Annotated in this window: 21 protein-coding genes and 1 pseudogene; 10 read left to right on the top strand and 12 right to left on the bottom strand. The window is 40.0% G+C overall.

Features of this window, described 5'->3' with window-relative positions; genetic code table 11:
• Window positions 1–19: 19 nt before the first annotated feature.
• From QMA08_RS18180 to QMA08_RS18170, 3 genes are all read right to left on the bottom strand, one after another.
• Window positions 20–1,021 carry a branched-chain amino acid aminotransferase gene (locus tag QMA08_RS18180; protein ID WP_257983256.1) on the bottom strand — a complete coding sequence of 334 codons (1,002 nt, stop codon included), beginning with the start codon at window positions 1,019–1,021 and terminating at the stop codon, window positions 20–22.
• A gap of 192 nt (window positions 1,022–1,213) precedes the next feature.
• Complete coding sequence (locus QMA08_RS18175) at window positions 1,214–2,266, bottom strand: acyl-CoA desaturase (protein WP_290175171.1); 1,053 nt, start codon at window positions 2,264–2,266, stop codon at window positions 1,214–1,216.
• The gene (locus tag QMA08_RS18170; RefSeq protein ID WP_007375467.1) at window positions 2,263–3,306 is read right to left on the bottom strand and encodes an iron-sulfur cluster-binding domain-containing protein; all 1,044 of its coding nucleotides are present in this window, start codon (window positions 3,304–3,306) and stop codon (window positions 2,263–2,265) included. The genes QMA08_RS18175 and QMA08_RS18170 overlap by 4 nt, the downstream gene beginning before the upstream one ends.
• Window positions 3,307–3,572: 266 nt before the next feature.
• On the opposite strand from QMA08_RS18170, the gene QMA08_RS18165 reads away from it, so the two are divergent.
• The 4 genes from QMA08_RS18165 (at window position 3,573) to QMA08_RS18150 (ending at window position 6,808) form a co-directional block, all read left to right on the top strand.
• A complete protein-coding gene (locus QMA08_RS18165; protein WP_290175170.1) occupies window positions 3,573–4,748 on the top strand; it encodes a PQQ-dependent sugar dehydrogenase in 1,176 nt (391 codons plus the stop codon).
• A gap of 114 nt (window positions 4,749–4,862) precedes the next feature.
• Window positions 4,863–5,042, top strand: a complete 180-nt coding sequence (locus tag QMA08_RS18160; protein ID WP_007375469.1) for a DUF6435 family protein — start codon at window positions 4,863–4,865, stop codon at window positions 5,040–5,042.
• Window positions 5,043–5,646: 604 nt separating this feature from the next.
• Complete coding sequence (locus QMA08_RS18155) at window positions 5,647–6,195, top strand: hypothetical protein (protein ID WP_290175169.1); 549 nt, start codon at window positions 5,647–5,649, stop codon at window positions 6,193–6,195.
• A gap of 250 nt (window positions 6,196–6,445) precedes the next feature.
• The gene (locus QMA08_RS18150) at window positions 6,446–6,808 is read left to right on the top strand and encodes a hypothetical protein (protein WP_024590892.1); all 363 of its coding nucleotides are present in this window, start codon (window positions 6,446–6,448) and stop codon (window positions 6,806–6,808) included.
• Window positions 6,809–6,847: 39 nt separating this feature from the next.
• Here QMA08_RS18150 and QMA08_RS18145 read toward each other — a convergent pair whose 3' ends face one another.
• The 7 genes from QMA08_RS18145 to QMA08_RS18115 all read right to left on the bottom strand — a co-directional run bounded on the left by QMA08_RS18145 (window position 6,848) and on the right by QMA08_RS18115 (window position 11,264).
• Window positions 6,848–7,300, bottom strand: coding sequence for a GNAT family N-acetyltransferase (locus QMA08_RS18145; RefSeq protein WP_290175168.1), 453 nt, complete (start codon window positions 7,298–7,300; stop codon window positions 6,848–6,850).
• 52 nt (window positions 7,301–7,352) lie between these two features.
• A complete protein-coding gene (locus QMA08_RS18140) occupies window positions 7,353–7,946 on the bottom strand; it encodes a DUF2238 domain-containing protein (protein WP_007375475.1) in 594 nt (197 codons plus the stop codon).
• A 61-nt stretch (window positions 7,947–8,007) separates the two neighbouring features.
• The gene (locus QMA08_RS18135) at window positions 8,008–8,799 is read right to left on the bottom strand and encodes an SDR family oxidoreductase (RefSeq protein WP_290175167.1); all 792 of its coding nucleotides are present in this window, start codon (window positions 8,797–8,799) and stop codon (window positions 8,008–8,010) included.
• 60 nt (window positions 8,800–8,859) lie between these two features.
• On the bottom strand, window positions 8,860–9,363 hold the full coding sequence (locus QMA08_RS18130) for an Mpo1-like protein (RefSeq protein WP_010553511.1): 504 nt from the start codon (window positions 9,361–9,363) through the stop codon (window positions 8,860–8,862).
• Between the two features lie 84 nt (window positions 9,364–9,447).
• Window positions 9,448–9,855, bottom strand: coding sequence for a hypothetical protein (locus QMA08_RS18125; protein ID WP_290175166.1), 408 nt, complete (start codon window positions 9,853–9,855; stop codon window positions 9,448–9,450).
• Window positions 9,856–9,926: 71 nt separating this feature from the next.
• Entirely contained in the window at window positions 9,927–10,601 is a 675-nt protein-coding gene (locus tag QMA08_RS18120; RefSeq protein ID WP_002961843.1) for a Crp/Fnr family transcriptional regulator, read from the bottom strand.
• A gap of 3 nt (window positions 10,602–10,604) precedes the next feature.
• Entirely contained in the window at window positions 10,605–11,264 is a 660-nt protein-coding gene (locus QMA08_RS18115) for a hypothetical protein (protein WP_238719431.1), read from the bottom strand.
• 688 nt (window positions 11,265–11,952) lie between these two features.
• Between QMA08_RS18115 and QMA08_RS18110 the strand changes: the two genes are divergently transcribed.
• The 3 genes from QMA08_RS18110 to QMA08_RS18100 all read left to right on the top strand — a co-directional run bounded on the left by QMA08_RS18110 (window position 11,953) and on the right by QMA08_RS18100 (window position 18,052).
• Window positions 11,953–14,919 (top strand): TonB-dependent receptor, encoded by a 2,967-nt coding sequence (locus QMA08_RS18110; RefSeq protein WP_290175165.1) that lies wholly within the window; start codon window positions 11,953–11,955, stop codon window positions 14,917–14,919.
• A gap of 102 nt (window positions 14,920–15,021) precedes the next feature.
• The gene (locus QMA08_RS18105; RefSeq protein ID WP_290175164.1) at window positions 15,022–16,572 is read left to right on the top strand and encodes a tryptophan halogenase family protein; all 1,551 of its coding nucleotides are present in this window, start codon (window positions 15,022–15,024) and stop codon (window positions 16,570–16,572) included.
• Window positions 16,565–18,052 (top strand): tryptophan halogenase family protein, encoded by a 1,488-nt coding sequence (locus QMA08_RS18100; RefSeq protein WP_290175163.1) that lies wholly within the window; start codon window positions 16,565–16,567, stop codon window positions 18,050–18,052. Before QMA08_RS18105 ends, QMA08_RS18100 begins: the two co-directional genes overlap by 8 nt.
• Window positions 18,053–18,379: 327 nt before the next feature.
• On the opposite strand, the gene QMA08_RS18095 is transcribed toward QMA08_RS18100, so the two are convergent.
• Window positions 18,380–20,956, bottom strand: a complete 2,577-nt coding sequence (locus tag QMA08_RS18095; RefSeq protein WP_290175162.1) for a glycoside hydrolase family 3 N-terminal domain-containing protein — start codon at window positions 20,954–20,956, stop codon at window positions 18,380–18,382.
• Window positions 20,957–21,194: 238 nt separating this feature from the next.
• Between QMA08_RS18095 and QMA08_RS18090 the strand changes: the two genes are divergently transcribed.
• The 3 genes from QMA08_RS18090 to QMA08_RS18080 all read left to right on the top strand — a co-directional run bounded on the left by QMA08_RS18090 (window position 21,195) and on the right by QMA08_RS18080 (window position 25,160).
• Window positions 21,195–22,523 (top strand): GH1 family beta-glucosidase, encoded by a 1,329-nt coding sequence (locus QMA08_RS18090; RefSeq protein WP_290175161.1) that lies wholly within the window; start codon window positions 21,195–21,197, stop codon window positions 22,521–22,523.
• Window positions 22,524–22,555: 32 nt separating this feature from the next.
• Entirely contained in the window at window positions 22,556–24,082 is a 1,527-nt protein-coding gene (locus QMA08_RS18085) for an MFS transporter (RefSeq protein ID WP_290175160.1), read from the top strand.
• 76 nt (window positions 24,083–24,158) lie between these two features.
• Window positions 24,159–25,160, top strand: a complete 1,002-nt coding sequence (locus tag QMA08_RS18080) for a LacI family DNA-binding transcriptional regulator (RefSeq protein WP_007583313.1) — start codon at window positions 24,159–24,161, stop codon at window positions 25,158–25,160.
• A 19-nt stretch (window positions 25,161–25,179) separates the two neighbouring features.
• On the opposite strand, the pseudogene QMA08_RS18075 reads toward QMA08_RS18080, so the two are convergent.
• Window positions 25,180–25,314: pseudogene (locus QMA08_RS18075) on the bottom strand (LysR family transcriptional regulator); the annotation flags it as partial.
• Window positions 25,315–25,527: the final 213 nt, after the last annotated feature.

The raw sequence follows: 25,527 nt of genomic DNA, 5'->3' as shown, positions 1-25,527 counted from the left end.
GTTGATATTAAATCTATAATTAGATTTTAGTTAACCAGCCGTGTTTGTCTTCACTTTTACCCCATTGAATATCGTTCAATGCTTGGCGAAGGCGCGCAGTAGTTGGGCCTGGCTCGCCAGTACCTACTTTGTATTCTTTATCGTTATGAATAAACGTACCCACAGCCGTTAGTACAGCTGCAGTGCCCGAAAGCGCCGCTTCAGTACCTGGTTTAGCAGCACGCTCTAATAACTCAGTAACGCTAAAGTTACGCTCGCTTACCGTCATACCTAAATCTTTGGCTATGGTTAAAATACTATTACGCGTTACACCATGTAAAAACGTGCTATCGAGCGCTTTAGTAATAATTTCGTTGCCATCAATAAGTATAAAGTTAGCAGCACCGGTTTCTTGTACGTCGCCACCTGGGCAAAATAAAATTTGATCTGCTTGATACTTAGTTCGTGCAGCACTAATAGGTGCTAGAGCACTGGCGTAGTTACCACCACTTTTTACCATTCCCATGTGCGGGGCGCAGCGCATGCCATCTTCTTCAAGCAGTACACGCAGTGCAGTTGCACCACCGGCAAAGTAATCTCCTACTGGCGATAGTAACGTGTACAAAAGCGAGCTCATTGATGGCGCTGCCGCTTTACCAATTGCAGCTTCAGTACCAATGTGCGTTGGACGAATATACATAGAGCCCGGCGGTAATGGCGTTTCATCTGCGTATTCGCGCATAATATCGATAATCATCGTTTTTAGCATATCGCTGTCAAAACTCGGTAAGCTTAATAGCGCTGAGCTTTGTTGCATGCGTGCAATATTTGCATCCATTCTAAAAAGGTAAACAGAACCATCTTCATGGCGAAAGGCTTTTAAGCCTTCAAAACATGTACTTGAATAATGAAGAACGTGCGCACCAGCATGAAGTTCAAGTTTATCGGAAGGGACAATTGAGCTTTCGCTCCATTTATTATCAGAAAAACGAGCTTGAATCATCTGCGGCATAAACACGGTACCAAATGCGGCCATTTTAATCTCTCTTGTGTGGTCTATTTTCCTCCATTGTATGACAATCACACGCTATTTAACCATAGCTAAAGCAAGGCTTTTTTAATTAACTATGAGAAATTTTTGCAAGTGCTGTTTACTAATCAACCGCATTGGGTGCTATAAACAAAAAAATCGGCTAATGCAGTTGCACTAGCCGATTTTTTAGAAGTAAATAATTTACTTGAACGAATATCTAATAATACGTTTTAGCACCGAGGTATACTGTTTAAAAAAGCTACCTGTATGGTAATCAATACCGTGTTTTTTCAAAACTGCTTGTACTTGAGGTGCAACTTCTTGATAGCGCGAAGACGGCATATCAGGAAATAAGTGATGCTCTATTTGGCAGCTCAAATGCCCCGTTAAAACATGAAACCAATGCGACCCTTTAATATTAGACGAGCCCAGTACTTGGCGATAATACCACTGCCCTTGCGTTTCGTTTACGCAGTCTTCTTGTTTAAATGTTTGCGTTTCTTCAGTAAAGTGACCACAAAATATTATGGTCGACGTCCATAAATTACGGATTAAGTTTGCCACTAAATTACCCGCCAATACCCATAAAAATAAAGGCCCTGCAAGTAACGGAAATATCGCATAATCTTTAATTAACTGGCGAGCGCCTTTACTAAAAAAGCGATGCTTTAATGTAGAGTGTGAAACAAGCCCTTCGCGGTTTTCTTTCTTTTTACCAATAAAAACACGCTCTGCAGCCAATTCGTGATACGACACGCCCCACTGAAATAACACACTTAAATTAATATACGTAAAAAACTGCCATACATTTTTAAAACGCCACTTAAAATCATCGCTTAAACGCAACAAGCCATAACCAAAGTCTCTGTCTTTGCCAATAATATTAGTATAAGTATGGTGCTCAAAGTTATGAACGCGGTGCCAACTTTGCCCGTCGCACGCTATGTCCCACTCATAATGTTGTGAGTTAAGTTGCTTGTCGTTCATCCAATCGTATTGACCATGCATTACATTGTGGCCAATTTCCATATTGTCTAAAATTTTAGCAAGCGCTAATAGCAACACACCTGCAACCCACAATAGTGGCTGAATAAAACCAAGCATTAGCAAAATTCGCCCGCTCCATTCACACACTCGCTGTTTGCGCACAACAGAGCGAATATAGTCAGCATCTTGTTGGCCAACTTTGCCAAGGGTGTCCATTTTAATGGCATCTAGCTCGCTTGCGAACATGTCATAGTTAATGTTTTTCATAATTGTAACTCCAAATCACTAACAGGTTGGCTTACGCAAAGTTGTATTAATTGCTCGCCGTTGTCACTCAATTCACCTGTTTTTAAATTACGTACCACGCCTGACTTTTTAATACATTGGCATTGATGGCAAATACCAATACCGCAACCGCGTTTAACGGGGAGCTTTTTTTCTTCAAACTGAGTCAGTAAAACATCGTTGCCCGATACAACATGGGCACTGGCGTTAATTTTTACATTAAATTGGCTGTCGTCGTTTAAGGTAGGCAGCGCCAAACCAAAGGCCTCTTGGTAGTAATTTAGCTTATGCGTTTTAGCAAAATCGCTCACCGTTTGCATAAATGCTGCAGGGCCACAGCAGTAAATGTCTGGGTTTTCCCACGGCTTAATATTGCTGGTTATATCGCTTGATTGCTCACGCGTTAATAATAAAAACGAAAAATGCTCAAATTGCGCTGCCAACTCACTTAGCTCATCAACACATTGATGCTCAGTGGCTTTTGCGTAATACACTAACGACACTTTTTGCGTAGTTTGGCTTAAGTAATCATCAAGCATAGCCAGCATAGGTGTTATACCCGAGCCGCCTGCAATAAAAGTGGCTGGCGTGTGTGTGTTTTTAAAAACAAAGTCGCCGCTTGGCGCAGAAATATTGCACCACAACCCCGCTTTTAATGCACTGCTGAGTAAGCCTGTAAAGCGCCCTTGCGCATTTGTTTTGATTAGTAAGCGCACCAAACCTGTATTTTTAAATTGCTGAGCGCTTGAGGCCACGGTAAAAACGCGTGTTAGTAATCGCCCATTAATTTCAACCGTTAAACTTATATGCTGCCCTGACGTATGTGCCTGCCATTGTTTGCTTGGCTTAAGTTGCACACTTAAAAAACCGCCATCAAGCACAGCGGTACTAACTACTTGCGCTCTAAACTGCCCTGCACGCCACGCAGGTTTAAACACCTGCATTATTGGCTCTATGTAGCCTGCAAAACTTTGATGGTGTAAAAACCATTTTGAAAATTGGTTTAATACTTGAGTCATCATGGTTAAATCTCTATCAAATCTTAATTACTTTGAACTTACACGTGTACGCCCAAACTTCAGCGCACAAGTGTACGCTCAAATTTTAAGTTTTCAACCCCAATAGAGTAATTATTCAATTTTTATTAGCGCAATTTGCTAAAACAATTTCCTGTGATGAGGTAATTTTAAAACATATAAGTGTGCATTTTTCATTCAACTCAACACTTAACAAATTTATTTATGCCATGATAAGGTTATGTAAGATTGGATTAATTTTGGAAGCCATAATGATAAATTTAAGGTCACATAACACTCACCCTAAACTAATAAGTGCAGGCTTAGCCGTTGCTATATTTGCTACTAACGCACCCGCGCATGCAAAAAGCGATTACGTAAAAAACTATAAGCAGCTAGATACTTTATCGCTTAGCGTTAACGCAATAACAGCGGCAGAAGGTGTGGTTATACCTTGGGCTATTGAGCCTTTAGCTAATGGTGATTTACTAATATCTGAGCGCAGTGGAACGTTATTTTTATTACCTAAAAATACCACTAAATTAACTAAGGTTTCAGGGCTTCCCGACATTGATGCTAATGGCCAAGGTGGATTGCTTGATTTATCACTACACACCGATAGTAAGCAAAACCAATGGCTGTACTTTAGTTACTCAAGTAGTAAGGGCAAAGGAAGCGGAAGTAACACCGCCTTAATGCGCGCCAAGCTAAATAGCGATCATACGCAGCTGTCTAATCAGCAATTGCTATACAAAGGCGAGCATAATAGTACCAAAGGCCAGCACTACGGCAGCCGCATTGTGTTTGATGATAAAGGTTATGTTTATTTTTCAATTGGCGATCGCGGCTCGCGCGACATAAACCCGCAAGATCTCACTCGCGATGGCGGTAAAATTTATCGCTTACACGATGATGGCCGTATCCCAAGCGACAATCCGTTTGTTAAACAAAAAGATGCAAAACATGCAGCATGGTCTTATGGGCACCGTAATCCACAGGGCATGTGGTTTGATAATCAAAATAATATTTTATGGTCCCACGAACACGGGCCACGCGGCGGCGATGAGCTTAATATAATAAAAAAAGGCGCTAACTACGGATGGCCTTTAGTAAGCTATGGCGTTAACTACAGCGGTACCAAGTTTACCGACCTTAAAGAAAAAGACGGCATGCAATCGCCCGTATTACATTGGACTCCTTCAATTGCGCCATCCGATATGTTGTATGTAACGAGTGATAAATACCCAAAACTTAAAGGTAAGCTATTACTAGCATCAATGAAATTTGCATTTATTAGTGCACTGGAACTATCAAAAGGTAAGGTTGTTAAGCAATATAAAATACTCGATGGAATTGGCAGAGTACGCAGCCTAGCCCAAGGCAGCGATGGTTTTATTTATTTAGGTATTGATGGTCAAGGTATTAAACGCCTAGAGCCAGAAACGTAAACACTAGAACTAGCACACAGTACGCAAAGTAAACATTTTCACCAAACAAAGAACTATTAAGCCCATTAATGCGTACACTAATTACATATAATTTAATAAATTAAGAGAATACTAATGTTTTCATTTTTAAAGCCTGATCCCGTAAAAAAACTGCGTAAAGAATACGACGTAAAACTAGAGCAAGGCATGCAGGCACAAAGAAAAGGCGACATTAAAAGCTTCGCCATGTTAAGTGCAGAAGCCGAAAAAATCTGGAGTGAAATAGAAACTCTAGAGGCTAAAAAAGCCAAATAATACCAATCGTGTTAAGTTATTAGACATTTATAGCGACGGATAAATAAAGTGATAACAAGACATAAATTTCGTCATGCAGTTGTTCTACATGAGAAATTTATAACGCCGTTAACGCTTTATTTAGCACGCTAGAAAGGCTAAATATTTAAGTCGATTGGTATCAGTATACTTAAACGTGTCTGCCCTGTTTTAAAAGTAGGTAGACACGTTTAGTAAATAATTCATGACCTCGCTTTACAGCTTCCACCAACCCTAAACCACCTTTTATAATACGCCTACACAAACAAGTGTACTTAAGGCGGTTACTTGCATTATCGCCACCGTTTTTTAGTGAATATTAAATGACGCGGATTTAAAATCGGGTTTGTTTTTCATTTTAAATATTCAATTGCTGCATTTACATACAGCGCTGGCGTTTTTCCTCCTAAGTCAAAAAATGAGGACGTTTTCCTCTTTTCTGCATATTATTAAAAGAACAGCCCGACTCAAAGTTTAATACTCGCAATGTGTTACAGGATTTGTTATTAATATTAAAAATAATTAAGAGGACATACTTTGCTCATAAAAAGAGGGAAGTGTCCTCGATAAAGCTGTTAGAAAGCCTATGAAGAATTTGAGTTACCTTTTAACTTTGTTGTTTTTATTTGGTTGTGGAAAGAAAGAGCCTGACATTGTTTGGGATTGGGGGTATTTACCTTCATCAGAAATATCTAACTCTAAACGGAAACAATGTGCTCACGAGTATTACCAGTCTTTTCCAATTTCGACAGATAGTGGAGAAAGCCTTAGGATTGGACATAGTTCTATTTCCGGCCGTTCTCATAAATACTATATTGGTTCTGGTTGTATGGTTGCTACTGTAAGCACAAGAGTCTATTTAGATGCTGACAAACAAGCTAATAATTTTTACTCGGTTTCTGTCTTAATGCCAACTTTAGATGATAGGTGCAGGAGTAACTCTTATATACCAGCATGTAAGGAAAGCTTAGTTAGTCACACTGTCTTATTTTCTAGAGATATTTCAGCTAGTGAGATTGGTGACTATTTTAAAAGTAAGACTATGAATCAAATCGTAAGTTACGACGAACACAGTCGTGTTGTATCTTTTCAACTCAGAAATAAAAGCCTTGAGTATGGGATGCAGGCTTTCTAACAAAACAAATTAAAAGTGCGGACAAAAAACAGTTGGCTTTGTTCGTTCCTCACAAATTTTAGCTAACTATTTTTTGCCGTTTATTTGCGGCGTTGAGGCTGTAGAATTACTCTTTTTTAAGAAAAGCAGCCTCTTTTATGGGTTCCAAGTGCATTACCTAATGCTTTAAAACGCTTAGAGTTAATTACAGGAACTCGTTTTTTATTCAATTTGGCTGTTGGAGTTATTCTACAGTTTCATTAGGTATTACATGAAGTTTGGAATCACGCTACTAGTTTTAATTTTTTCATCACAATCGTATGCGTGTTTTAATGGTGTTGGTTATGAGCAAAATTGGAATGACTCAATTAACTTACTTTCTATTTCTCTAATCATTGGTATTCTTGCAACGTTAACTAGGTATTTGCAAAAAGTTAAGCGGTTATATCTTCCCATAACAATACTGGTGATTGCATGTATTCCTTCTGGATTAGAAATGTTGCGTTATGGTAATGGAGATTGTGGATCTAGTTTAATGCAAGTTGCTATCTTGCCAGTTTATACAATGTCACTTGTTCTGCTATATGAGACCGTTAAGTTAGTAAAAATGAGGTTTGGCGTAAGTAATACCTAACAAGAACACTAGACGGAATTTGTTCTTCGCCCTCGTTTATTAGCTCTTACGATTGTTTTGATTATACATATCCTCAGGATTAATTTGCATTAGTAGTGCAGGGTTATCTATTGGTTTAAACCCGTATTGCGCATAAAGGCCATGCGCATCAGAAGTTGCTAATAAAAAGCGCCTGAGCCCTTGTAGCTCAGGGTGCTCTACTATCGTTTTAATAAGTAACTTACTCAGCCCATTACCTTGCAAGTGCGGGGTAATAAATACATCGGCTAAATAGGCAAAGGTTGCTTTATCGGTCACTACCCTAGCAAAGCCAACTTGTTCGTTATGAGCGCTGTAAACACCAAAGCACATTGAGTCATCAATAGCCGATTGCATCACGCTTTTAGGAATGCCTTTGGCCCAATAGCTATTAGCAATAAAGTTATAAATAACGTTAAAGTTAAGTTTGCTTTTGTCTGTGCTTATTGAGTAGTTACTAATGTTTGCTGTCATACGTTAGTAGTCTTTTTTATCAATGTTTTTATAAGCGTTTCTATAATTTTTTCTATAAATAATCTTTAACGTTTTTTAGCTGTTTGTCGTGTACTCTTGAAAGTACTAATAGCGAGCAAATAGCCCCAAATAACGCCAGTCCCATATCTGATTGGGTATCCCACACGTAACCTTGCGTGCCTAAAAATGCTTCTGCGTTTTCGCCGCTTAACACTGCAACCCACCACTCTATTAATTCGTAAAAGGCGCTAAATGCTAAACATACCGAAATAACAAAGGTGATTAACCAGCCTCGACCATTTACTACTTTTTTGCGCAGTAAAATTTCGCGTGCTAGTAGTGCAGGTACAAACCCTTGAAAAAAGTGCCCTACTTTGTCGTAGTTATTACGCTCGCTACCAAATAGGTTATCGAAAAAAGGGACTTCGGCGTAGGTGTAATGCCCGCCAATCATCAGCACAATGCAATGCGCTAAAATAAATGTATATAAAATAGGGGTAAGTTTAAAGTGGCTATAGGTACTTGCTAGCAGCACTAAACCAATAATTGCGGGGATAACTTCAAGCAGCCATGTAAATTGATCTTTTGGGTTAATACCAGACCAAATTAATACAATAAAAAACAGGCTCAGCCATAAATACTTCATTTAGAATCCTTTTCTAAATTGATCAAATTTACGGCATTTTACGCCTTTGAAATAAACGACGCTACCTATAGTTTGTTTTTGCGGTAATGCGATTAAACAAAGTAGGGAAAAAGCGCTTAATTGTAGGCGCCCAACCACTTAAACCTTTGCCAATAATCACTTCGTCTTTTTTATTACTAATGGCACGAATCATTTTTGAAGCCGCTACGCTTACATCCATCCCATTTTCTATCGACTCTTCTGGTTTATTTTGCGCTATGCCTTGCTCGTTTAGTGAGTTATGCGCAATTGCTGTTTTAATAGAGCCTGGGCAAATTGTTAAACAATGAATATTATGTTGTGCTACTTCTGCACGTAGGCAATCCATAAAACCAACAACCGCATATTTAGAACCCGAATAACCTGTTCTAAATTTTGAACCAACTTTACCCGCCACACTACTAATAGACACAATTGAGCCACTGCGCTTTGCCACCATAGTAGGTAATACAGCTTTAGTAAGTGCAATTAAGCCAAAGTAATTAACCTCCATTAATTGGCGATACACGTTAAAGTCGTTTTCTAAAAATAAGCTACGCTGCGATACGCCGCCGTTATTAATTAAAATATCTATTGCAGGAAGCTCGCTCATTTTTGCTGTTATTGTACTCAGTACATGCTCTGGCTGTGCTAAGTCCAGTGGCACAACTAAGTGCCCTTCGCCTTTAAGCGTTGCTTTTAAATCGTTTAGTTTATCTACATTGCGCGCCGATAAAATAACGCGCGCGCCAAGCTCGGCAAATTGTATAGCAAACTCTTTACCAATACCTGATGATGCGCCGGTGATCCACACGGTTTTATTATTATATTGCATGCGTTATTTGCCCTTTTATTGTTATTTATTAGGTTTTATAAAGGTACTTAGTAAAGTATTTTACGCCTTTGTAGGACCTGCTATTGCGTTTACTTCATCTTCTAATGTTTTGTAAAAACCCATTAAAAATAGTAGTTCAACAGTTACGTACAAAGGGCCAATAATTAAACCAATTAGGTCATCTACAAACGCTGGTTTTTTACCTTCGTAATAGTGCCCAATAAACTGTAATACCCAGCCAAATACAAACACACCTACGCCAATACTCAACCACGGCCAAAACGCCATTGCCGCAATAGGCTGAGCACCAACAAGGAGTAAAGTGAATATCACGGCCATAATAAAGCCAAGCGAAAAGCTCAGCATAAAATAATAAACAACCGACGCTAATACAAAAAGTTGTGCACCATCAATTACTACACTACCAAGGGGTATTTGAATGCGCGCTAGTAAACACAACGCCGCAAATACAATGAGCGGAATACCAATAAAGTGCGTTAGTACATTACGCTTAGAACGATGATACAAACCATATTTACCAAGTTGCTGTTGAAGTGTTTTCATTGTTTTGCCTTTATTTTTATCTATAAAACTTACTTTAACAAAAGTAAGTACAGCAACAATGTCAGGTATCCGACACTTTGTAAATTAAACAAATGCAGAAATTATTTTACCCGGCTCATGCTCACCTTGCATATCCGTTCGCTCGCGCCCTTTTTGATACTCTTGCTCAAGCATTTTTTGAAGTTCCTCTATTTTATCAGCAATTGTGCTAGGGTCTGCGCCCTGACCTTGTAGCTCTTTAGTGAGCTCTTCTATTGTCGCTTTTAGCTCGTCTATCTTGTTTTTGTTTACGCCTAAGCGCTGATAAACCAGTGCTTCTTGGGCACTTTCTAAAAACGTTGGTTCTTTAGGGGCTGAACTAATGCCTTTAGCATCACTTGTTTTTTCATTAGGGAGGGTATTAGTTGCCGCAACATCGCTTGGACCTGCCGCTTTATTTACTGTAGGAGAGTTATAATTACTATATTGATTTTTAAAGGTTATTGTAGTCATTAGCTCAAATCCATTGTTGCGTTACATTATCTGTAGCAATTTTGGTTCCAACTAAATAAAGCGGTCTCTATTTAAGCTTGTGTTGCACGCGCCTGTAACTTTTGTTTATCTAAAACAGTTATGCGTTGATACCCTAAACTAATAGCTTGTAAGCTAACAAGCTGTTGCAGTATTTGATTGATAGTTTGGCGCGTTAGGTAGGTCATATCAGCAAGTTGCTGCTGAGATAAAACAAGCGGTGTTAAATGCTCTGTATGCTCGCTGAGCATTAAAAGTCGATTGCATACTTTTTGCTCAGCACTAAGTAATGCGTGATCTTCCATTGAGGTAAACATTAGGCGTAACTTTTGTGCCAACAATAAACCAAACTCTTGCCAATATTGTGGCTGCTTGTTTAATAGCTGTTCAAGCTCGCGTTGAGGCACGTAAAAAAGCACAACATCAGTTTGTGCATATACATCATGAGTGCGCAGGCCACCATCAAACAAGGTAACTTCGCCAAACCACAGTGATGAATCAATAAAGCTCAATACGGCTTCTTTGCCTTCGTTACTTACGCCACTAATACGCACCACGCCGCTAAGCACTGCATAAATTCCATCGTGCTTATCACCTCGCAAAAATAATGATTGCTGAGCTTTTAGCGAGAGCGTTTTGCCCTGCGTTAATAAAAAGCTTTTTAAATAAGCGCTACGGTTTTTAAACCAATGCCCTTGCTCTATAACGTTTTGCTGCTGTGGAGTCATTATTTACTGCATTTGCTTATTAAATGGCTGTTTTTCGCTAACCAATTTTTTAGGGAAATTTAAATCGGTTGCTATAACAAAATCATCGTAAGGATCATTACCCGAAAACAACTCAGTTATAAGCGTGTCATTTTTATAAACATTAACGGTTACACCACTGCCCATACCGCCTGAGTTAATAATATAATAATGATATTCGCCGTTACTAAAAAATAAAATACTCTCGCCAATACGCCCTACTTGCCTGTAGTAACTACCAAATGGTGCATCTGGTGTTGCTTCTTTTTCAAGCCCTATGTCATTAACTCTACCAAATCGATAACTAAGCGATGAGTCATCTTTTGCAACGCAAATAGAAAGCACTTTATCGGTAGGCTCTAACTTGTAGGCTGTATTTTCATCTGGGTTACGCACAACTTTATGCATTTTTGCGTTAATGTAGGCTGCTTCATTACTTTTACAATGTGTTGCTAGCATACCGACCACTAAAGCGGGTTCGTGTGTTTGAGCTGCTGAAGGCGTGTTTACTTTGAGATTAGAGGGTGAGTTACTTACATTATTATTTAGCTGAGGACTACCTTGAATTGCCATACTTTGATCGTCACAACCAAACAGAGCAAACAAGAAGAAAGAATAAAAGCTCGCTAAAAATTTAATGCGCATAATAAAATCCATCTATGAGAGAGCCTTTAAAATAGCGATAAAACTAGCGACTCGCAACACCTTATGCGCAATACTTTATAAGTTTATTTTTAAACCATCTTCTGCAAAAACTACGTTACTTTTTAGTGATTTAATTAACGATTTTTTAAACAACTACTGGTTTTTAATGACCGATTCATAAACTGAGATAGAACCGCCGCTTGATGCGTTTTCATCAATTGCGTTGTACATAATCACTACATCGGCATTTTCGCTAAGTTAGCAAATGTACCTATTTTTTGTTGAGTGACCAACGGCCGATTTATTAATTTTAGCTAGTATTAAAAGCTGATTTAAACACCTTATAAAAGTGTGTAAATAACTAAATTAATCAATAATTGGTTTTCTTATAATAAAATGTTGTTACCGCACTATTTCAAACGGTTTTTTATAACCAATTGTAATTTATAATTTAAATAAAATTAAATCCAAAAAACATACATTTTAAAAACAATTTAGTCTCATTTTATTAAAACAACAGTTGACCCTATTCAAAATATAAACTAGCATTTCTGGAAGCGCTTCCACAAATTCTAGTTAATCAGATCTTTCTGGAAGCGCTTCCACACATTTGACAATGTTTATAACTACACAATAACAGCCCCATACAAGCTGTTAATAATAATGATAAAAGCGCGAGGGAAACCGAATGTCCAACCATATTGTAAGAAAAACAAAGATAGCGACCAGCCTATCTCTGATTTTAGGCGCATCAATCTCTTTGCCTGTATATGCACAAGAAGCAAATACAGATGTTGAAGTAATCCAAGTTACTGGTTTTAAAAGCAGTATTAAAGAGTCGACTCGTTTAAAACGCGACGCCGCCGGTGTTGTAGATGCTATATCAGCTGAAGATATTGGTAAATTCCCAGATACCAACTTAGCCGAGTCGCTACAGCGTATTACGGGTGTGTCGATTGATCGCTCAAATGGTGAAGGCTCTAAAGTAACGGTTCGTGGTTTTGGCCCCGACTACAATATGGTAACCCTAAACGGGCGTACAATGCCGGCGGCATCTTTGCCTGCAGGCGGTGGTACACCCAGCTCTCGTGCTTTTGACTTTGCAAACTTAGCGTCTGATAGCGTTAAATCGGTTGAAGTATATAAAACTGGTAAAGCAAGCATTGCATCAGGTGGTATTGGCGCAACAATTAATATTAATACCGCTCGCCCACTCGACAACCCAGGCTTTGTTTCAAGCATTGGCGTAAAAGCATTACACGACTCAACAAACCGCGTTGGTGATGACATAACACCTGAGCTTTCGGGTTTAATTAGCTGGACCGACAGTGAAGCTAAATTTGGTGCCTCGTTAACTGCAAGCATGCAACAGCGCGATAGCTCATCAACAGGTGCGTTTGTAAATCAATGGAATACATCTGCTTTTGACGGCACAATCCCACAAGCTGCAGACGATATTGTTTTAACTAATGCACCCGCCGTTGGCCAGCTTTATTCAATGCCATCAGATTTGCGCTACACCATTGCCGACAGAGAACGTACTCGTACAAACGCGCAATTAACGCTGCAATACAGCCCAATTGATGATTTAACAGCCACGCTTGATTACACGTATTCTAAACAAGATTTATTCGAAGCCCGTGCTGAGCAATCAATATGGATGGATAACTACAAAAGCGCGCTAACATTTGACGACAACACGGTAAAAACCCCTATTTATTACCGAGAAGAACGTCGCGATCAGCAAACGCGCGATTTAGGTTTAGCGTTTCAAGAGTTAAACCAAGTTAATCAAAACGATTCTATTGGTTTAAACGTTGAATACTATTTTAATTCAGAATTGAGCTTTATGTTTGATGCGCACAATTCAAAAGCCACTAGCAAACCAGATGCACCTTACGGCAGCTGGGTAAACGCAGGCTTAGGCGCAAACGTAGTTAACGCACAAGAAGTTGATTTTAGCCGCGAACTTCCATCAATGAGTATCGATTTTGATGATTGCCGCCGAGACAACCTAAATTGTAATAACACATTAGATGCCTCTGATGTGGGTACGTCTATTTTAGATTCTAACTTTGCTCGCCAAGAGTCTGAAATAACAGAATTTAGAATCCATGGTAAATACGAAATTGAAAACAGCGCAATTGACTTTGGTATAGAGTCTCGCTCTATGGAAAGCCATTCACTGCAATCACTTACACGTAATACAATGGGTAACTGGGGTATAGAAAACCCAGGCGAACTACCTGATGGCTACTTAAACCCAACAAACTTTTTAGCTGAGTTTGACGACTACGATACATCAGGCTCGTTCAACCAAGGTTACACCGGGAGCGCATCGCAAATTGGTTACTGGGCAGGTGAAGAATACGGCTTTAACTTTGCAGCCGATGGCGCATTTGCAACAAACCGCACCATTGAAGAAGACATAACCGCAGCGTTTGTGCAATTTACTTACAACGGTTACATTGGCGATATGCCATACAACATTGTTATTGGCGCGCGCCAAGAGTCTACCGACATTACCTCAACGGCTAATATCGACTTACCTAACGCAGTAGCATGGGAAGGTAATAACGACTTTAATGTTCGTTTTGGCTCGGCTAAAGAAGATTTCACGCTTAAATCTAGCTACGATCACTTTTTACCAAGCTTTGACTTTGATATAGAAGTAATCGAAAACGTAAAAGCGCGCTTTTCTTACAGCACAACAATTGCTCGCCCAACTTACGATAACTTAAGTTCAGCAGCGACTGTTGGTGTACCAGGTGCCCCTACTCTTTTAGCGGGTTCTTCACCGGCTACAGCGTCAACGGGTAATCCTGGTTTAGTGCCGCTAGAATCTGATAATATTGATGTATCGGCTGAGTGGTACTTTGCAGAAACAAGTTATGTGTCGGTAGGTTATTACACTAAAGACATTGAAAACTTTATTGGTTTAACACCAATGACGCAAAACTACTACGGATTACGCGATGCAACAGCGGGTCCTCGCGCACAAGCTGCCATTGCTGAGCTAGAATCTCGCGGACTTGCTCTAACCGATTCAAACTTATTTCAAATGGTTGCCGCAACAGAAAATGGCGTTGATTTTGACTCTATGACCTACGAAGAGTTTGAAGCCGCTTACGATGTAATTGCTAACAGCGATGACCCATTACTAGAATTTACAGCGCAAGTACCTACCAATAATAAAAATGCCACCATTGATGGTTTTGAAATTGCCTTTCAGCACTTTTTTGGTGAAAGCGGTTTTGGTGTGCAAGCAAACTACACCACAGTTAATGGCGACATAGACTTTGATGTAAACGCTGACCCTACTACAACACAATTTGCACTAGTGGGTTTAAGCGATACAGCTAACTTTATTGCAATGTACGAAAACGATGATTTTCAAGCACGTATTGCTTACAACTGGCGTGATAAGTTTTTAAATAGCGCAGCTCGATACGTAAACGAGCCAGGCTTTACTGAAGAATATTATCAAATCGACTTTAATGTTGCGTACAACTACAGCGAACAACTATCGTTTTTTGTTGAAGGCCTTAACATTACTGAACAAAACAGCCGCGAACATGGCCGTACGTCAGCACAATTGTGGAACCTACAACAGCTAGGTGCACGTTACAATATTGGTATGCGTTACAACTTCTAAAGGTAATACAAAGTAAAGCCGTTAGTTTTTACTAGCGGCTTTTTTGTATTTAAAACAGTATTAATGCTAGTTTAATTGTTATCAACTTTAGGGTGTTAACTCATGACCAAACCAATAACAAAAATAGTCGTTTTAGGTGGTGGTACTGCCGGCTGGCTAAGCGCAGGCTTATTAGCCGCCGAACACCCGCACCTTAATGTAACGTTAGTGGAGTCGGCAAACGTGCCTATATTGGGTGTGGGCGAAGGCACATGGCCGTCAATGCGCAACACCCTACAGCGCATTGGCATTAAAGAAATTGATTTTATAACCCAGTGCGACGCGTCATTTAAACAAGGTTCTAAATTTATAAATTGGCGCAACCTCAGCGAGGGAGAAAACTATTACCACCCTTTTATGAATCCACACGGCTACGAGCACACTAATTTACACGCCAGCTGGCAACGTATTGCACCTGATCAAAAATTTGCCGACGTTGTTAATATGCAAAGCTTTGTATGCCAAGCAGCACTTGCACCAAAGCAATTACAAACACCCGAATATGCAGCGGTCACCAACTATGGCTATCATTTAGATGCGGGTAAATTTGCTGAGTTTTTAAAAAATCACTGTGTTAAAAATCTAAACGTTACACATATTATTGACGATGTAACCGAGGTTATTAACGACGAACATGGCTATATTGCTTCATTAAAAACAAATAATAATGGCGATATAACAGGTGATTTATTTATAGATTGCTCAGGCTCTCGTGCTCGTTTAATTGGTGAGCATTTTAATAGTGAGTTTATAGCGCAAGATCATATTTTATTTAATAACAGCGCTGTTGCGGCGCAAATACCTAATGCACACATCGATCAGCCAATTGCCTCTGCTACGCTATCTACAGCGCAGAGCTACGGCTGGATTTGGGATATAGCCCTACCAACGCGCCGTGGTACAGGTTATGTATTTAGTAGTAAATATCAAAGTGATGAAAGCGCAACAAATACACTAAAAAGCTACATAGCCAAAAGTACTAGCGAGCAACAAGCTGAGCAACTTACCTACCGTGTATTAAAATTCAGCCCTGGTTACAGGCAAAAATTTTGGATTAAAAACTGTGTTGCCGTGGGTATGTCAGCTGGCTTTTTAGAGCCGCTTGAAGCGTCAGCTCTTGCTATGGTTGAGCTTTCAATTAGCATGATAAGCGAGCAACTACCGCAAAACCGCACCCACATGAGCCAGCTTAAAACGCGTTTTAATGACCGTTTTAGTACTCGTTGGCAGCGCGTTATTGAGTTTTTAAAACTTCATTATGTGCTAAGCGAGCGCGACGACACTCCTTATTGGCAAGATATTAGTAATTTAAATACCGCGCCCGAGCGCCTGCAAAACTTACTTAAACTTTGGCAATTTCAGCCCCCTAGCCGCTTTGATTTTATTGAAAACGAAGAAGTGTTTTCATCAAGCAGTTACCAATACGTTTTATATGGCATGGGCTTTAATACACAAACAGTATCTGCTCAAAATACATTTAACGACCCACGTGCTGGGGATTACTATTATCAGCAAAATCGCGAAAAAATAGCGCAGTGTTTAAATGGACTGCCAAGTAATCGCGCGCTTTTAAATCATCTTTTATTAAATAATGGGCAGCCACATAATGACTAAAACAAACGCTGTTAAAAACGTAGTAATTGCTGGAGGCGGCACTGCAGGTTGGATGGCCGCAGCGGCACTTGCTAAACTAATTGGTAACAATATAAACATAACCCTTGTTGAATCTGACGATATTGGCACTGTAGGTGTTGGTGAGGCAACAATTCCGCCTATTCGTACATTTCATAAATTGCTGGGTATAAACGAGCAAGCATTTATGAAAGCCACTCAAGCCAGTTTTAAATTAGGTATTAGCTTTGAAAACTGGGGCGATGAAAACACGCATTATATTCACTCATTTGGCGCAACGGGCAAAGAATGTTGGGCGGGTGAATTTCATCACTTTTGGCTACAAGGCAAAGCTTTAGGAATAAACAACCCATTTGGCGATTACTGCTACGAGCTGCAAGCGGCTAAAGCCGGTAAGTTTGCGTTTAATCAGCAAAACCCTATTAACTATGCCTACCATATGGATGCCACGCGTTACGCGCAGTTTTTACGTGAATTTTCAGAGCCATTAGGTGTAAAACGCATTGAAGGTAAAATACAAAAAGTAGTAAAAAACACTAAAACGGGCCATATAGAATCATTGATTTTAAATAATGGCGAGCACATTAACGGCGACTTTTTTATTGATTGCACCGGCTTTAGAGGCTTATTAATAGAGCAAGCATTGCATACTGGCTACGAAGACTGGTCGCATTTACTACCGTGTAATAGCGCCATTGCGGTGCAAACAAAATCAACCAGCGAGACCGTATTGCCACTTACCCGATCTATTGCCCACAAAAGCGGCTGGCAATGGCGTATACCGCTGCAAAACCGTGTAGGCAACGGATTAGTTTATTGCAGCCAATATATGGATGACGAACAAGCCAAAGCGCTATTATTAAGTAACATTGAGGGCGAGCCGCTTACAGAGCCACGTATTATTAAATTTAAAACAGGGCGCCGCTTAAAAGGCTGGAACAAAAACTGCTTAGCGCTTGGCCTTGCTAGCGGTTTTGTAGAGCCACTTGAGTCCACCAGCATTCACTTAATTATGTCGGGTATTATCCGCTTTATGCGTTTATTTCCGTTTAATGGCATTACCAATCACGCCATTGACGAATACAACAAACAACTTAAAAGCGAAATTGAAAATATTCGCGACTTTATTGTGCTGCACTACAAAGTAACTAATCGCGATGACAGTGAGTTTTGGCAACATTGTAGCGCCATGGAAGTGCCAAAAACACTTCAGCATAAAATTGATTTGTTTAAACAAACCGGCCGTGTATTTTTAGATGATGGCGACATTTTTAGAGTCGATTCGTGGGTACAAGTTATGCTTGGCCAAGGTATCGAGCCTAATCAACATCACTTAATAGCCAGCATGATGAGCGATGAAGAACTCACCCGTTTTTTACACGGTATTAAACAACAAATAGAGCAACGCGTCAGCCAATTACCACCCCACCATGAGTTTTTAAAGCAGTATTGCCCAGCATAAAAAAAGCCCTTATTAGGGCGTGTTGTTCTTTGGTGGTTGAATTTGCAGCAGTATGTTTGGTTTTTAGGCAAGGCAGAGCCTATGTAGTGTGGTTATTCCCCATAAATAGGCGATAACGTAGCATAAATGCCAAACATGCGCTGCCCGTAGGGTTCTGCCTAGGGGCAATTTACTCTTTGTTGCTCGGTTTTTACTTAGCCCACTAGGTTACAAACCTCGCGCCGCGATTAAATTGCCCCTAGATTGAACAAATTTCAATCCACAAAGATCAACACGCCCTTAGGGCTTTGAGACAACACACAATAAACTTAACTTATAAGCACTCTACTACTCACACTTTATTTTTGCTGTTTCAGCGCCTTGTGGTTCAAAACTAATATCTGCAACTGAAACGTTAAGCTCTCCTGCTGTTTTAATAATAAAAGGGCTGGTTACTCTGGCAAAATCAACGCCCTTTTTAGTAAAGCACGTTAAATCTATACTCATGGTTTGCCATGTATTTAAATCAGCATTTTCAAGATCACGGGTAATATCAAGCTCGCCACCACAGCCTTGTTCGCATTTCATTGCAAGGTATGTCTGTGAGCTAGGTATTTGGTTTACTTTATAGCTAAATCTAAGGGCTGAATTTGCTTCAATGTAGGCCACTTTGTCTTCGGTAAAGTTACTATTAATTTCGATATAGCTGGCTGCAGTGCCATCAAAATTAAATTGCATCGCATCTTCTTGAATCGCTTTGTCTTCAGTGCGATAAGTAATGCCGCCGAGCTTTACACTGTTACTTGCTACTTGGTGCTGCTCGCTGTTTGAATTTAAAAACAAACGCCACGGTGTTTTAAAACTGCCATTAAATATAGATAACGGCGCAAGGTTACTAATATCAACACCTGAGTCTTCATTTAGATTATTGCCAAGCGTACTTTCATCTTTATACGTTAAGCCAAAGCCATAGGGTAATAATGGCGAGTAATCAGCATCGCCCTTATTTACTGCGGTTTGTAGTGGCGATTTAGGCCACGAGAACGACAATTTACCTTTAAAGTCATACTGCACCTTCCCATTTTTATCCGCTAATAAAACATCAGCAATACCCTGCCCTTCAGTGCCAGGAAGCCATGCTGCTACAAATGCATCTGACGCGTTTAGCTCGCTGTTAACCCACATTGGTCTGCCCGATATAAACACCGATACCACCGCAATACCTTGCTGCTTTAATGCTTTTAATATTTTAAGAGAACGTTTATTGTTACGTTCAAACTCAAGGTTGTCTTTATCACCATGCCCCTCTGCGTATGGTTCTTCACCAAATACAACAATGGCTACATCGGGTTTGGTATTAAATTCACCCGTTGGGCTTAAAATAGCGTTACCGCCAGCAGCCTCAATTTGCGTTTTTAGCCCCGCATAAATAGACGTTGCCCCAGGAAAATCTGCATTTTGATTATTAGTTCCCTGCCACGTAATACTCCAACCACCCGATTGCTTGCCTATGTTATCGGCCGCATCGCCCGCTATAAGTATGTTGCTTGATGGGTTAAGCGGTAATAAATGGTTGTTGTTTTTAAGCAGTACTAGCGACTCTTGTACCGCTTGGCGGGCAATATCGCGATGTGCTGGCGCACCTATTAGTTTTAATTTACCTGAATATTTTCGATTTGCGGGGCTCGGTTTATCAAATAAACCCGCACGTAATTTAACGCGTAAAATACGTGCTACGGCGTCATCTATTCGCGCCATTGTTATTGTGCCCGCTTTTACTTGTTTAATTGTATTTTCATAAAGTGGCTTCCAAGCACCCGTTGGCACCATAAAAATATCAAGCCCCGCATTAACAGCCTGTGGGCAACTTTCATTTGTACAGCCTGCAACTTGTCCGTGTCCGTTCCAATCTCCTACAACAAAGCCATCAAAACCCATTTTTGTTTTTAATACATCGGTAAGTAAGTATTTGTTGCCGTGATTTTTTTTACCATTCCAGCTATTAAACGATGCCATAACCGACTGACTACCTGCGGTTAAGCCACCTATATAACCTTGCGCATGAATGTTATATAACACCTCTTCGCTATCAATGTTATCGCCTTGATCGTCACCATCTAATGTGCCGCCATCGCCTAAAAAGTGCTTAACGGTACTAATTACGCGTTTATCACTTAAAAAGTCTTCATCGGCTCTGCCTTGCAATCCGTTTACAATTGCGGCTGAATACTCACGTACAATTGCAGGGTCTTCTGAGTAGCCTTCGTACGTTCTGCCCCATCGGTCGTCGCGCACAACCGCAACAGTTGGTGCAAACACCCAATCTATGCCTGTTGCCATTACTTCTATTGCCGTAGCTGCTGCAATTTGCTCAATTAATGCAGGATTATTTGCTGCACCTAAACCAATATTGTGCGGAAATAACGTCGCCCCAATCACATTATTATGGCCATGTACGGCATCGGTGCCCCACATGGTCGGAATTTTACTGCCATCAATTGAGTCATCAACCGAGGCTTGGTACATGCTCTCAGCAAGTGTTATCCAATCTGCAGGCGTTGCATGCTTATTAGCATTCGGGAACGAGCCACCGCCATTTAAATACGAACCAAAACCGTATTTGCGCATATCTTCAACACTAATATCGCGAATTTCAGGTTGGATCATCTGCGCTACTTTTTGCTCAAGCGTCATTGTTTTTAAATACTGTGCAATTGTATTTTCAATTTCAGGGGTTTTAACTACCTTACTTTTAAGGGTTGGCCAAAGTGATAAATCACCTTGCTCATGCTCAGTCTTTTTGACTACGGCGCTTTGGCTATTATTTGCGTTAATCTCTTGTTTATTACACCCACTTAAAACGCACAATCCTCCTATTAAAATGGGAAGCATGTGTAACCTGTTAGTGTTTAAGCTTTTTTTCATTTTTATAGCCCTGTGTTGTGTCAGTGTGATTTTGTGAGCGCCTATTTGTTATTTAAATTTAACTATTGACCTGTTTAACAATAGCCACTAACCTAAATATGGAAGCGCTTCCTTAAAGTTATTAAATACCATACTTAGTGATTAATCAAATTAAATATGGAAGCGCTTCCAATAATGAATTTAATATACGCTCTATACAAAGCAAACTTTACCAAAAAGAAGCAGAGGTTTTCTCTTAATGAAACAATTATCTTTACCTAGTGGCTCACCACTTTTAGCCAAAAATTTTACTTATGGTGTAGCTACGGCCTCATTTCAAATTGAAGGCGGCGCAGCTGATCGCTTGCCATGTATTTGGGATACCTTTTGCAGTAAAGAAGGCAAAATAGTCGATAATTCAAATGGCGACGTAGCCTGCGAGCACTACACTCGCTGGAAAGACGATATAAACTTAATTGAATCATTAGGTGTAGACGCTTACAGACTTTCGATTTCGTGGCCGCGCATAATGACTAAAAGTGGTCACTTAAACCCGACAGGCGTTAAGTTTTACACCGATATTTTAGATGAATTAAAACGCCGTAACATTAAAGCTTTTGTAACGCTATACCACTGGGATTTACCACAACATATTGAAGATGAAGGCGGTTGGCTAAACCGTAACACCGCTTACGAATTTGCACATTACACAGATTTAATTACCAAAGCATTTGGGGAACGTGTGCACTCTTACGCTACCTTAAACGAGCCGTTTTGCAGCTCTTACTTAGGTTACGAAATTGGCGTACATGCGCCTGGCATTGTAGGCCGCGAATTTGGTCGTAAAGCCGCGCACCACTTATTATTAGGTCACGGTTTAGCTATGCAAGTACTTGCTAAAAATAGCCCAAATACGCTAAACGGTATTGTACTTAACTTTACGCCTTGTTACTCCGTTACCCAAAGTGAAGAAGATTTAAAAGCCACTGCATTTGCTGATGACTATATAAACCAATGGTACATGCAGCCTGTAATGCAAGGTAAATACCCTGATATTATTAAGCAATTACCTAAAGCCCATCGCCCTGATATTTTAGATGGCGACATGGAAATAATTGCTCAACCGCTGGATTATTTAGGGGTTAACTTTTATACCCGCATGCATTATCAAGCAAGCGAAACCGACTTTTACCATGAGCTGCCACATAAAGCGCCAATGACCGATATTGGCTGGGAAATTTACCCTAAAGCGCTTACAGAATTACTTGTATCGTTAAACGAAAAATACACCCTACCGCCTATTTATATTACCGAAAACGGCGCAGCCATGGCTGACGAATTTAAAGACGGTGAAATCAAAGACAACGACCGTATTGAATATTACCACGAGCATTTAAATGCCCTACATAACGCAACTGAGCAAGGCGTAAAAGTACATGGTTACTTTGCGTGGAGCCTAATGGATAACTTTGAATGGGCAGAGGGATATTTAAAGCGCTTTGGAATAGTACACATAGACTACAACACACAAAAACGAACTGTTAAAGCCAGCGGTAAAGCGTACAGTAACCTAATAACTAGCCGATAATTTATCGGCTTATAACAATAAGAACACACACTGTGAACAAACTCCCTTTATACGAAAAAGTCGGTTACGCCATGGGCGATGCCGGCGCTAACTTAGTATGGCGCGGCGCGCTTGCTTATTTAGCGGTGTTTTACACCGATACATTTGGCATATCGGCAGCCGCCGCTGCCATGTTGTTTTTGGTGGTAAGGCTATCTGATGGCGTAACCGATATTATTATGGGTATGATTGCCGACAGAACGCAGTCGCGCTTTGGTAAATTTCGCCCGTGGATACTTTATTCGGCACCGTTTTTGGGCTTGTTTATGGTGTTGTGTTTTACTACACCCGACTTTAGCACCACCAATAAACTTATTTATGCTTACGTAACTTACATAGGTTTAACGCTTGCTTACACCGTAAGTAACGTGCCCTACTCGGCACTTATGGGCGTAATGACACCAGACGATACAGAGCGCACAAAGCTCTCTGGTTTTAGGTTTGCAGGTGCGTTTACTGGTGGCTTATTGGTTATGGGTTTTTTACCTGAGCTAGTGGCATTTTTTGGTGGCGGCGACAACGCCAAAGGCTATCAGCTTACTATGTACTTATTTGCCAGCTTACTTATTATTTTAATGATTATAACGTTTGCGACCACTAAAGAGCGTGTAACACCGCACACCTCAAATGAAGGGAATTTAAAATCAGAGTTGTTTGATTTAACCAAAAGCCTGCCATTTATAATCCTACCTTTGCTTGCTACTACCTTGTTTTTTTATTACCGCGATTTATACAGCGGCGTATTTTTTGCCCTTGTTATGGCCGCAATGACATTCGTTATTAAAAAATTGCTCAATAAAGATAAGCAAAGCTTAACGGGCTCACAGCGCGATATGGTTGATCTTCTGACCAACAAACCTTGGTTGGTGTTACTCGGCATTGGTTTTTTAACCATGATGTTTAATGGCATAAAATACGGTGTAATTGCGTACTACTTTAAGTACCACGTAGCTAATGAACTTATGGCTGGGCAATACTTTATTGCTTTGTTGGTTGTATCTATATTTGGCGCACTTGCCACAGGTAAACTGGCCGAAATTATGGGTAAACGAAACCTATTTATTGCATCATTAATGCTAAGCGGCATACTCACTACTGCATTTTACTGGGTACCTAGTGATAACCTGGTTGCTGTATTTACCTTTGGTTGCGCTGCTGAATTTTTTGCCGCGATGATGCCAACATTATTTTTTAGTATGCTTGGTGATTCAGCCGATTATTCAGAGTGGAAAAACAAACGCCGCGCTACAGGCCTTATTTATTCTGCGGGTACATTTGTACAAAAAACCGGTGGTGGATTTGCCGGTGCATTAGTATTGGTGGTACTTGCAGGCTACGGCTATAACGGTATGGATGAGCTAACAATTACACAAGCCTTACCTGGTATGCAGCTACTTATGAGCTGGATACCTGCCGCATTTGCTTTTTTAGGCGCCGCATTGATGCTTATTTATCCGCTTACCTCAGCGATGACGCAAAAAATAACAGAAGACTTAGCAATTAGACGCAGTAATGTGTAAATTAACTTTTAATGACCCTTCGCACTTTATATTTTTTATAAAGTGCGAGTAAAAATACATATAAGCTAGGACATCAATGGCGACAATTTATCAAGTATCAGAAATGGCAGGTGTGTCTTTATCAACTGTTTCAAGGGTACTTAACGACAACGACTACGTAAGCAAAAAAACTAAAAAAAAGGTATTAGAAGCAATGAAAGAGCTAGGCTATCAGCCAAGTTCTATTGCTCGCTCTTTGGCGTCAAGCACTACAAACAGCGTCGGTATTTTAGTTTCTGAGTTGGATGGTCCGTTTTTTGGTCAAATGATGTCAGCCATTGAAGAGCACCTTCGTATTGCGGGTAAACACGTTATTATTACCCCTGGGCACAGTGACGAGAAAAAAGAAAAAAGCGGCTTTGAATTTTTAATAGGCCGTAATTGCGACGCTATTATTGCCCACGTAGAAGCGGTATCAAACGAGTACCTAATTGAGTTAAGTAAAGGCAAAACCCCTATTTACTTAATGAGCCGCTACGTTAAAGAAATTGAAGAAAACTGCATTAGCCTCGATAACGTAATGGGCGGCTACTTAGCCACTAAAGCCATGATCAACAAAGGTCATAAAAACATTGCTTACATAGCAGGCCCGCAGTTTAAAGAAGACGCGTCAAATCGTTTAAAAGGTCACAAACAAGCCCTAGCAGAGTACAACCTAACCTTTGACGAAAACTTATTTTACATAGGCGACTTTAAAGAAACTGGCGGCAGCGACGGCTTAAGGCATTTTATTCAAAATAAAGCGCAAATAACCGCCCTTGTATGTGCCAATGACGAAATGGCATCGGGTGCTATGAAATACGCCCGCGAACACGGTTTTAACCTACCAAAAGATTTAGCCATTATTGGGTTCGATAACGTAATTTTTACCAATTACCTCTACCCAACACTGACTACTATAGATAACCCAGTTCCCGAAATGGGCCGAGCTGCGGCTAACTTAGTACTTAAAGACATTTATAAAAAAAGCGGCATAACAGTAAAGCACGTGTTTCAGCCAAAGCTTATTTTAAGAGACTCAACACCGGATATTAATTAACTTTGAACCGAATTTAAATCTAGTTTAAATCTAAATTATGTAACTCGTTACGCACCCACTGCGTATCCAAATATTGCTCTACGTGCTGCTGCGAAAACTTTAAAAAGTGACGTGCAGCATGCGAGATGCGCCTATCTGCTTGCATTACAAAAAACTCTATTCAGACATAAATGCTCACAAATATAAAACAATATCTACATGAAAAAACTACAATAAAAAGCATAATAGATCCGATAATTTACCAAAGTGATCGTTTTAAAGTTTATTTATATTGTTTAATAAAAAATCACTTTACTTATTTTTAATTTGGCTCTAAATTCGCGCAAATTTTATTATTAAAGTAACCTCTAAAACTCTAAAACAGTGG

The organism is Pseudoalteromonas sp. APC 3355 (genome assembly GCF_030407615.1).
GTDB lineage: Bacteria > Pseudomonadota > Gammaproteobacteria > Enterobacterales > Alteromonadaceae > Pseudoalteromonas > Pseudoalteromonas distincta.
This window is presented reverse-complemented; position numbering and strand designations above follow the sequence as displayed.

What these genes read in the sequence shown, in the direction of transcription:
- QMA08_RS18175 (WP_290175171.1), bottom strand. Translation starts at nt 2,266, where the DNA reads ATGAAAAACATTAACTATGACATGTTCGCAAGCGAGCTAGATGCCATT.
- QMA08_RS18170 (WP_007375467.1), bottom strand. Translation starts at nt 3,306, where the DNA reads ATGATGACTCAAGTATTAAACCAATTTTCAAAATGGTTTTTACACCAT.
- QMA08_RS18165 (WP_290175170.1), top strand. Translation starts at nt 3,573, where the DNA reads ATGATAAATTTAAGGTCACATAACACTCACCCTAAACTAATAAGTGCA.
- QMA08_RS18160 (WP_007375469.1), top strand. Translation starts at nt 4,863, where the DNA reads ATGTTTTCATTTTTAAAGCCTGATCCCGTAAAAAAACTGCGTAAAGAA.
- QMA08_RS18155 (WP_290175169.1), top strand. Translation starts at nt 5,647, where the DNA reads ATGAAGAATTTGAGTTACCTTTTAACTTTGTTGTTTTTATTTGGTTGT.
- QMA08_RS18150 (WP_024590892.1), top strand. Translation starts at nt 6,446, where the DNA reads ATGAAGTTTGGAATCACGCTACTAGTTTTAATTTTTTCATCACAATCG.
- QMA08_RS18145 (WP_290175168.1), bottom strand. Translation starts at nt 7,300, where the DNA reads ATGACAGCAAACATTAGTAACTACTCAATAAGCACAGACAAAAGCAAA.
- QMA08_RS18140 (WP_007375475.1), bottom strand. Translation starts at nt 7,946, where the DNA reads ATGAAGTATTTATGGCTGAGCCTGTTTTTTATTGTATTAATTTGGTCT.
- QMA08_RS18135 (WP_290175167.1), bottom strand. Translation starts at nt 8,799, where the DNA reads ATGCAATATAATAATAAAACCGTGTGGATCACCGGCGCATCATCAGGT.
- QMA08_RS18130 (WP_010553511.1), bottom strand. Translation starts at nt 9,363, where the DNA reads ATGAAAACACTTCAACAGCAACTTGGTAAATATGGTTTGTATCATCGT.
- QMA08_RS18125 (WP_290175166.1), bottom strand. Translation starts at nt 9,855, where the DNA reads ATGACTACAATAACCTTTAAAAATCAATATAGTAATTATAACTCTCCT.
- QMA08_RS18120 (WP_002961843.1), bottom strand. Translation starts at nt 10,601, where the DNA reads ATGACTCCACAGCAGCAAAACGTTATAGAGCAAGGGCATTGGTTTAAA.
- QMA08_RS18115 (WP_238719431.1), bottom strand. Translation starts at nt 11,264, where the DNA reads ATGCGCATTAAATTTTTAGCGAGCTTTTATTCTTTCTTCTTGTTTGCT.
- QMA08_RS18110 (WP_290175165.1), top strand. Translation starts at nt 11,953, where the DNA reads ATGTCCAACCATATTGTAAGAAAAACAAAGATAGCGACCAGCCTATCT.
- QMA08_RS18105 (WP_290175164.1), top strand. Translation starts at nt 15,022, where the DNA reads ATGACCAAACCAATAACAAAAATAGTCGTTTTAGGTGGTGGTACTGCC.
- QMA08_RS18100 (WP_290175163.1), top strand. Translation starts at nt 16,565, where the DNA reads ATGACTAAAACAAACGCTGTTAAAAACGTAGTAATTGCTGGAGGCGGC.
- QMA08_RS18095 (WP_290175162.1), bottom strand. Translation starts at nt 20,956, where the DNA reads ATGAAAAAAAGCTTAAACACTAACAGGTTACACATGCTTCCCATTTTA.
- QMA08_RS18090 (WP_290175161.1), top strand. Translation starts at nt 21,195, where the DNA reads ATGAAACAATTATCTTTACCTAGTGGCTCACCACTTTTAGCCAAAAAT.
- QMA08_RS18080 (WP_007583313.1), top strand. Translation starts at nt 24,159, where the DNA reads ATGGCGACAATTTATCAAGTATCAGAAATGGCAGGTGTGTCTTTATCA.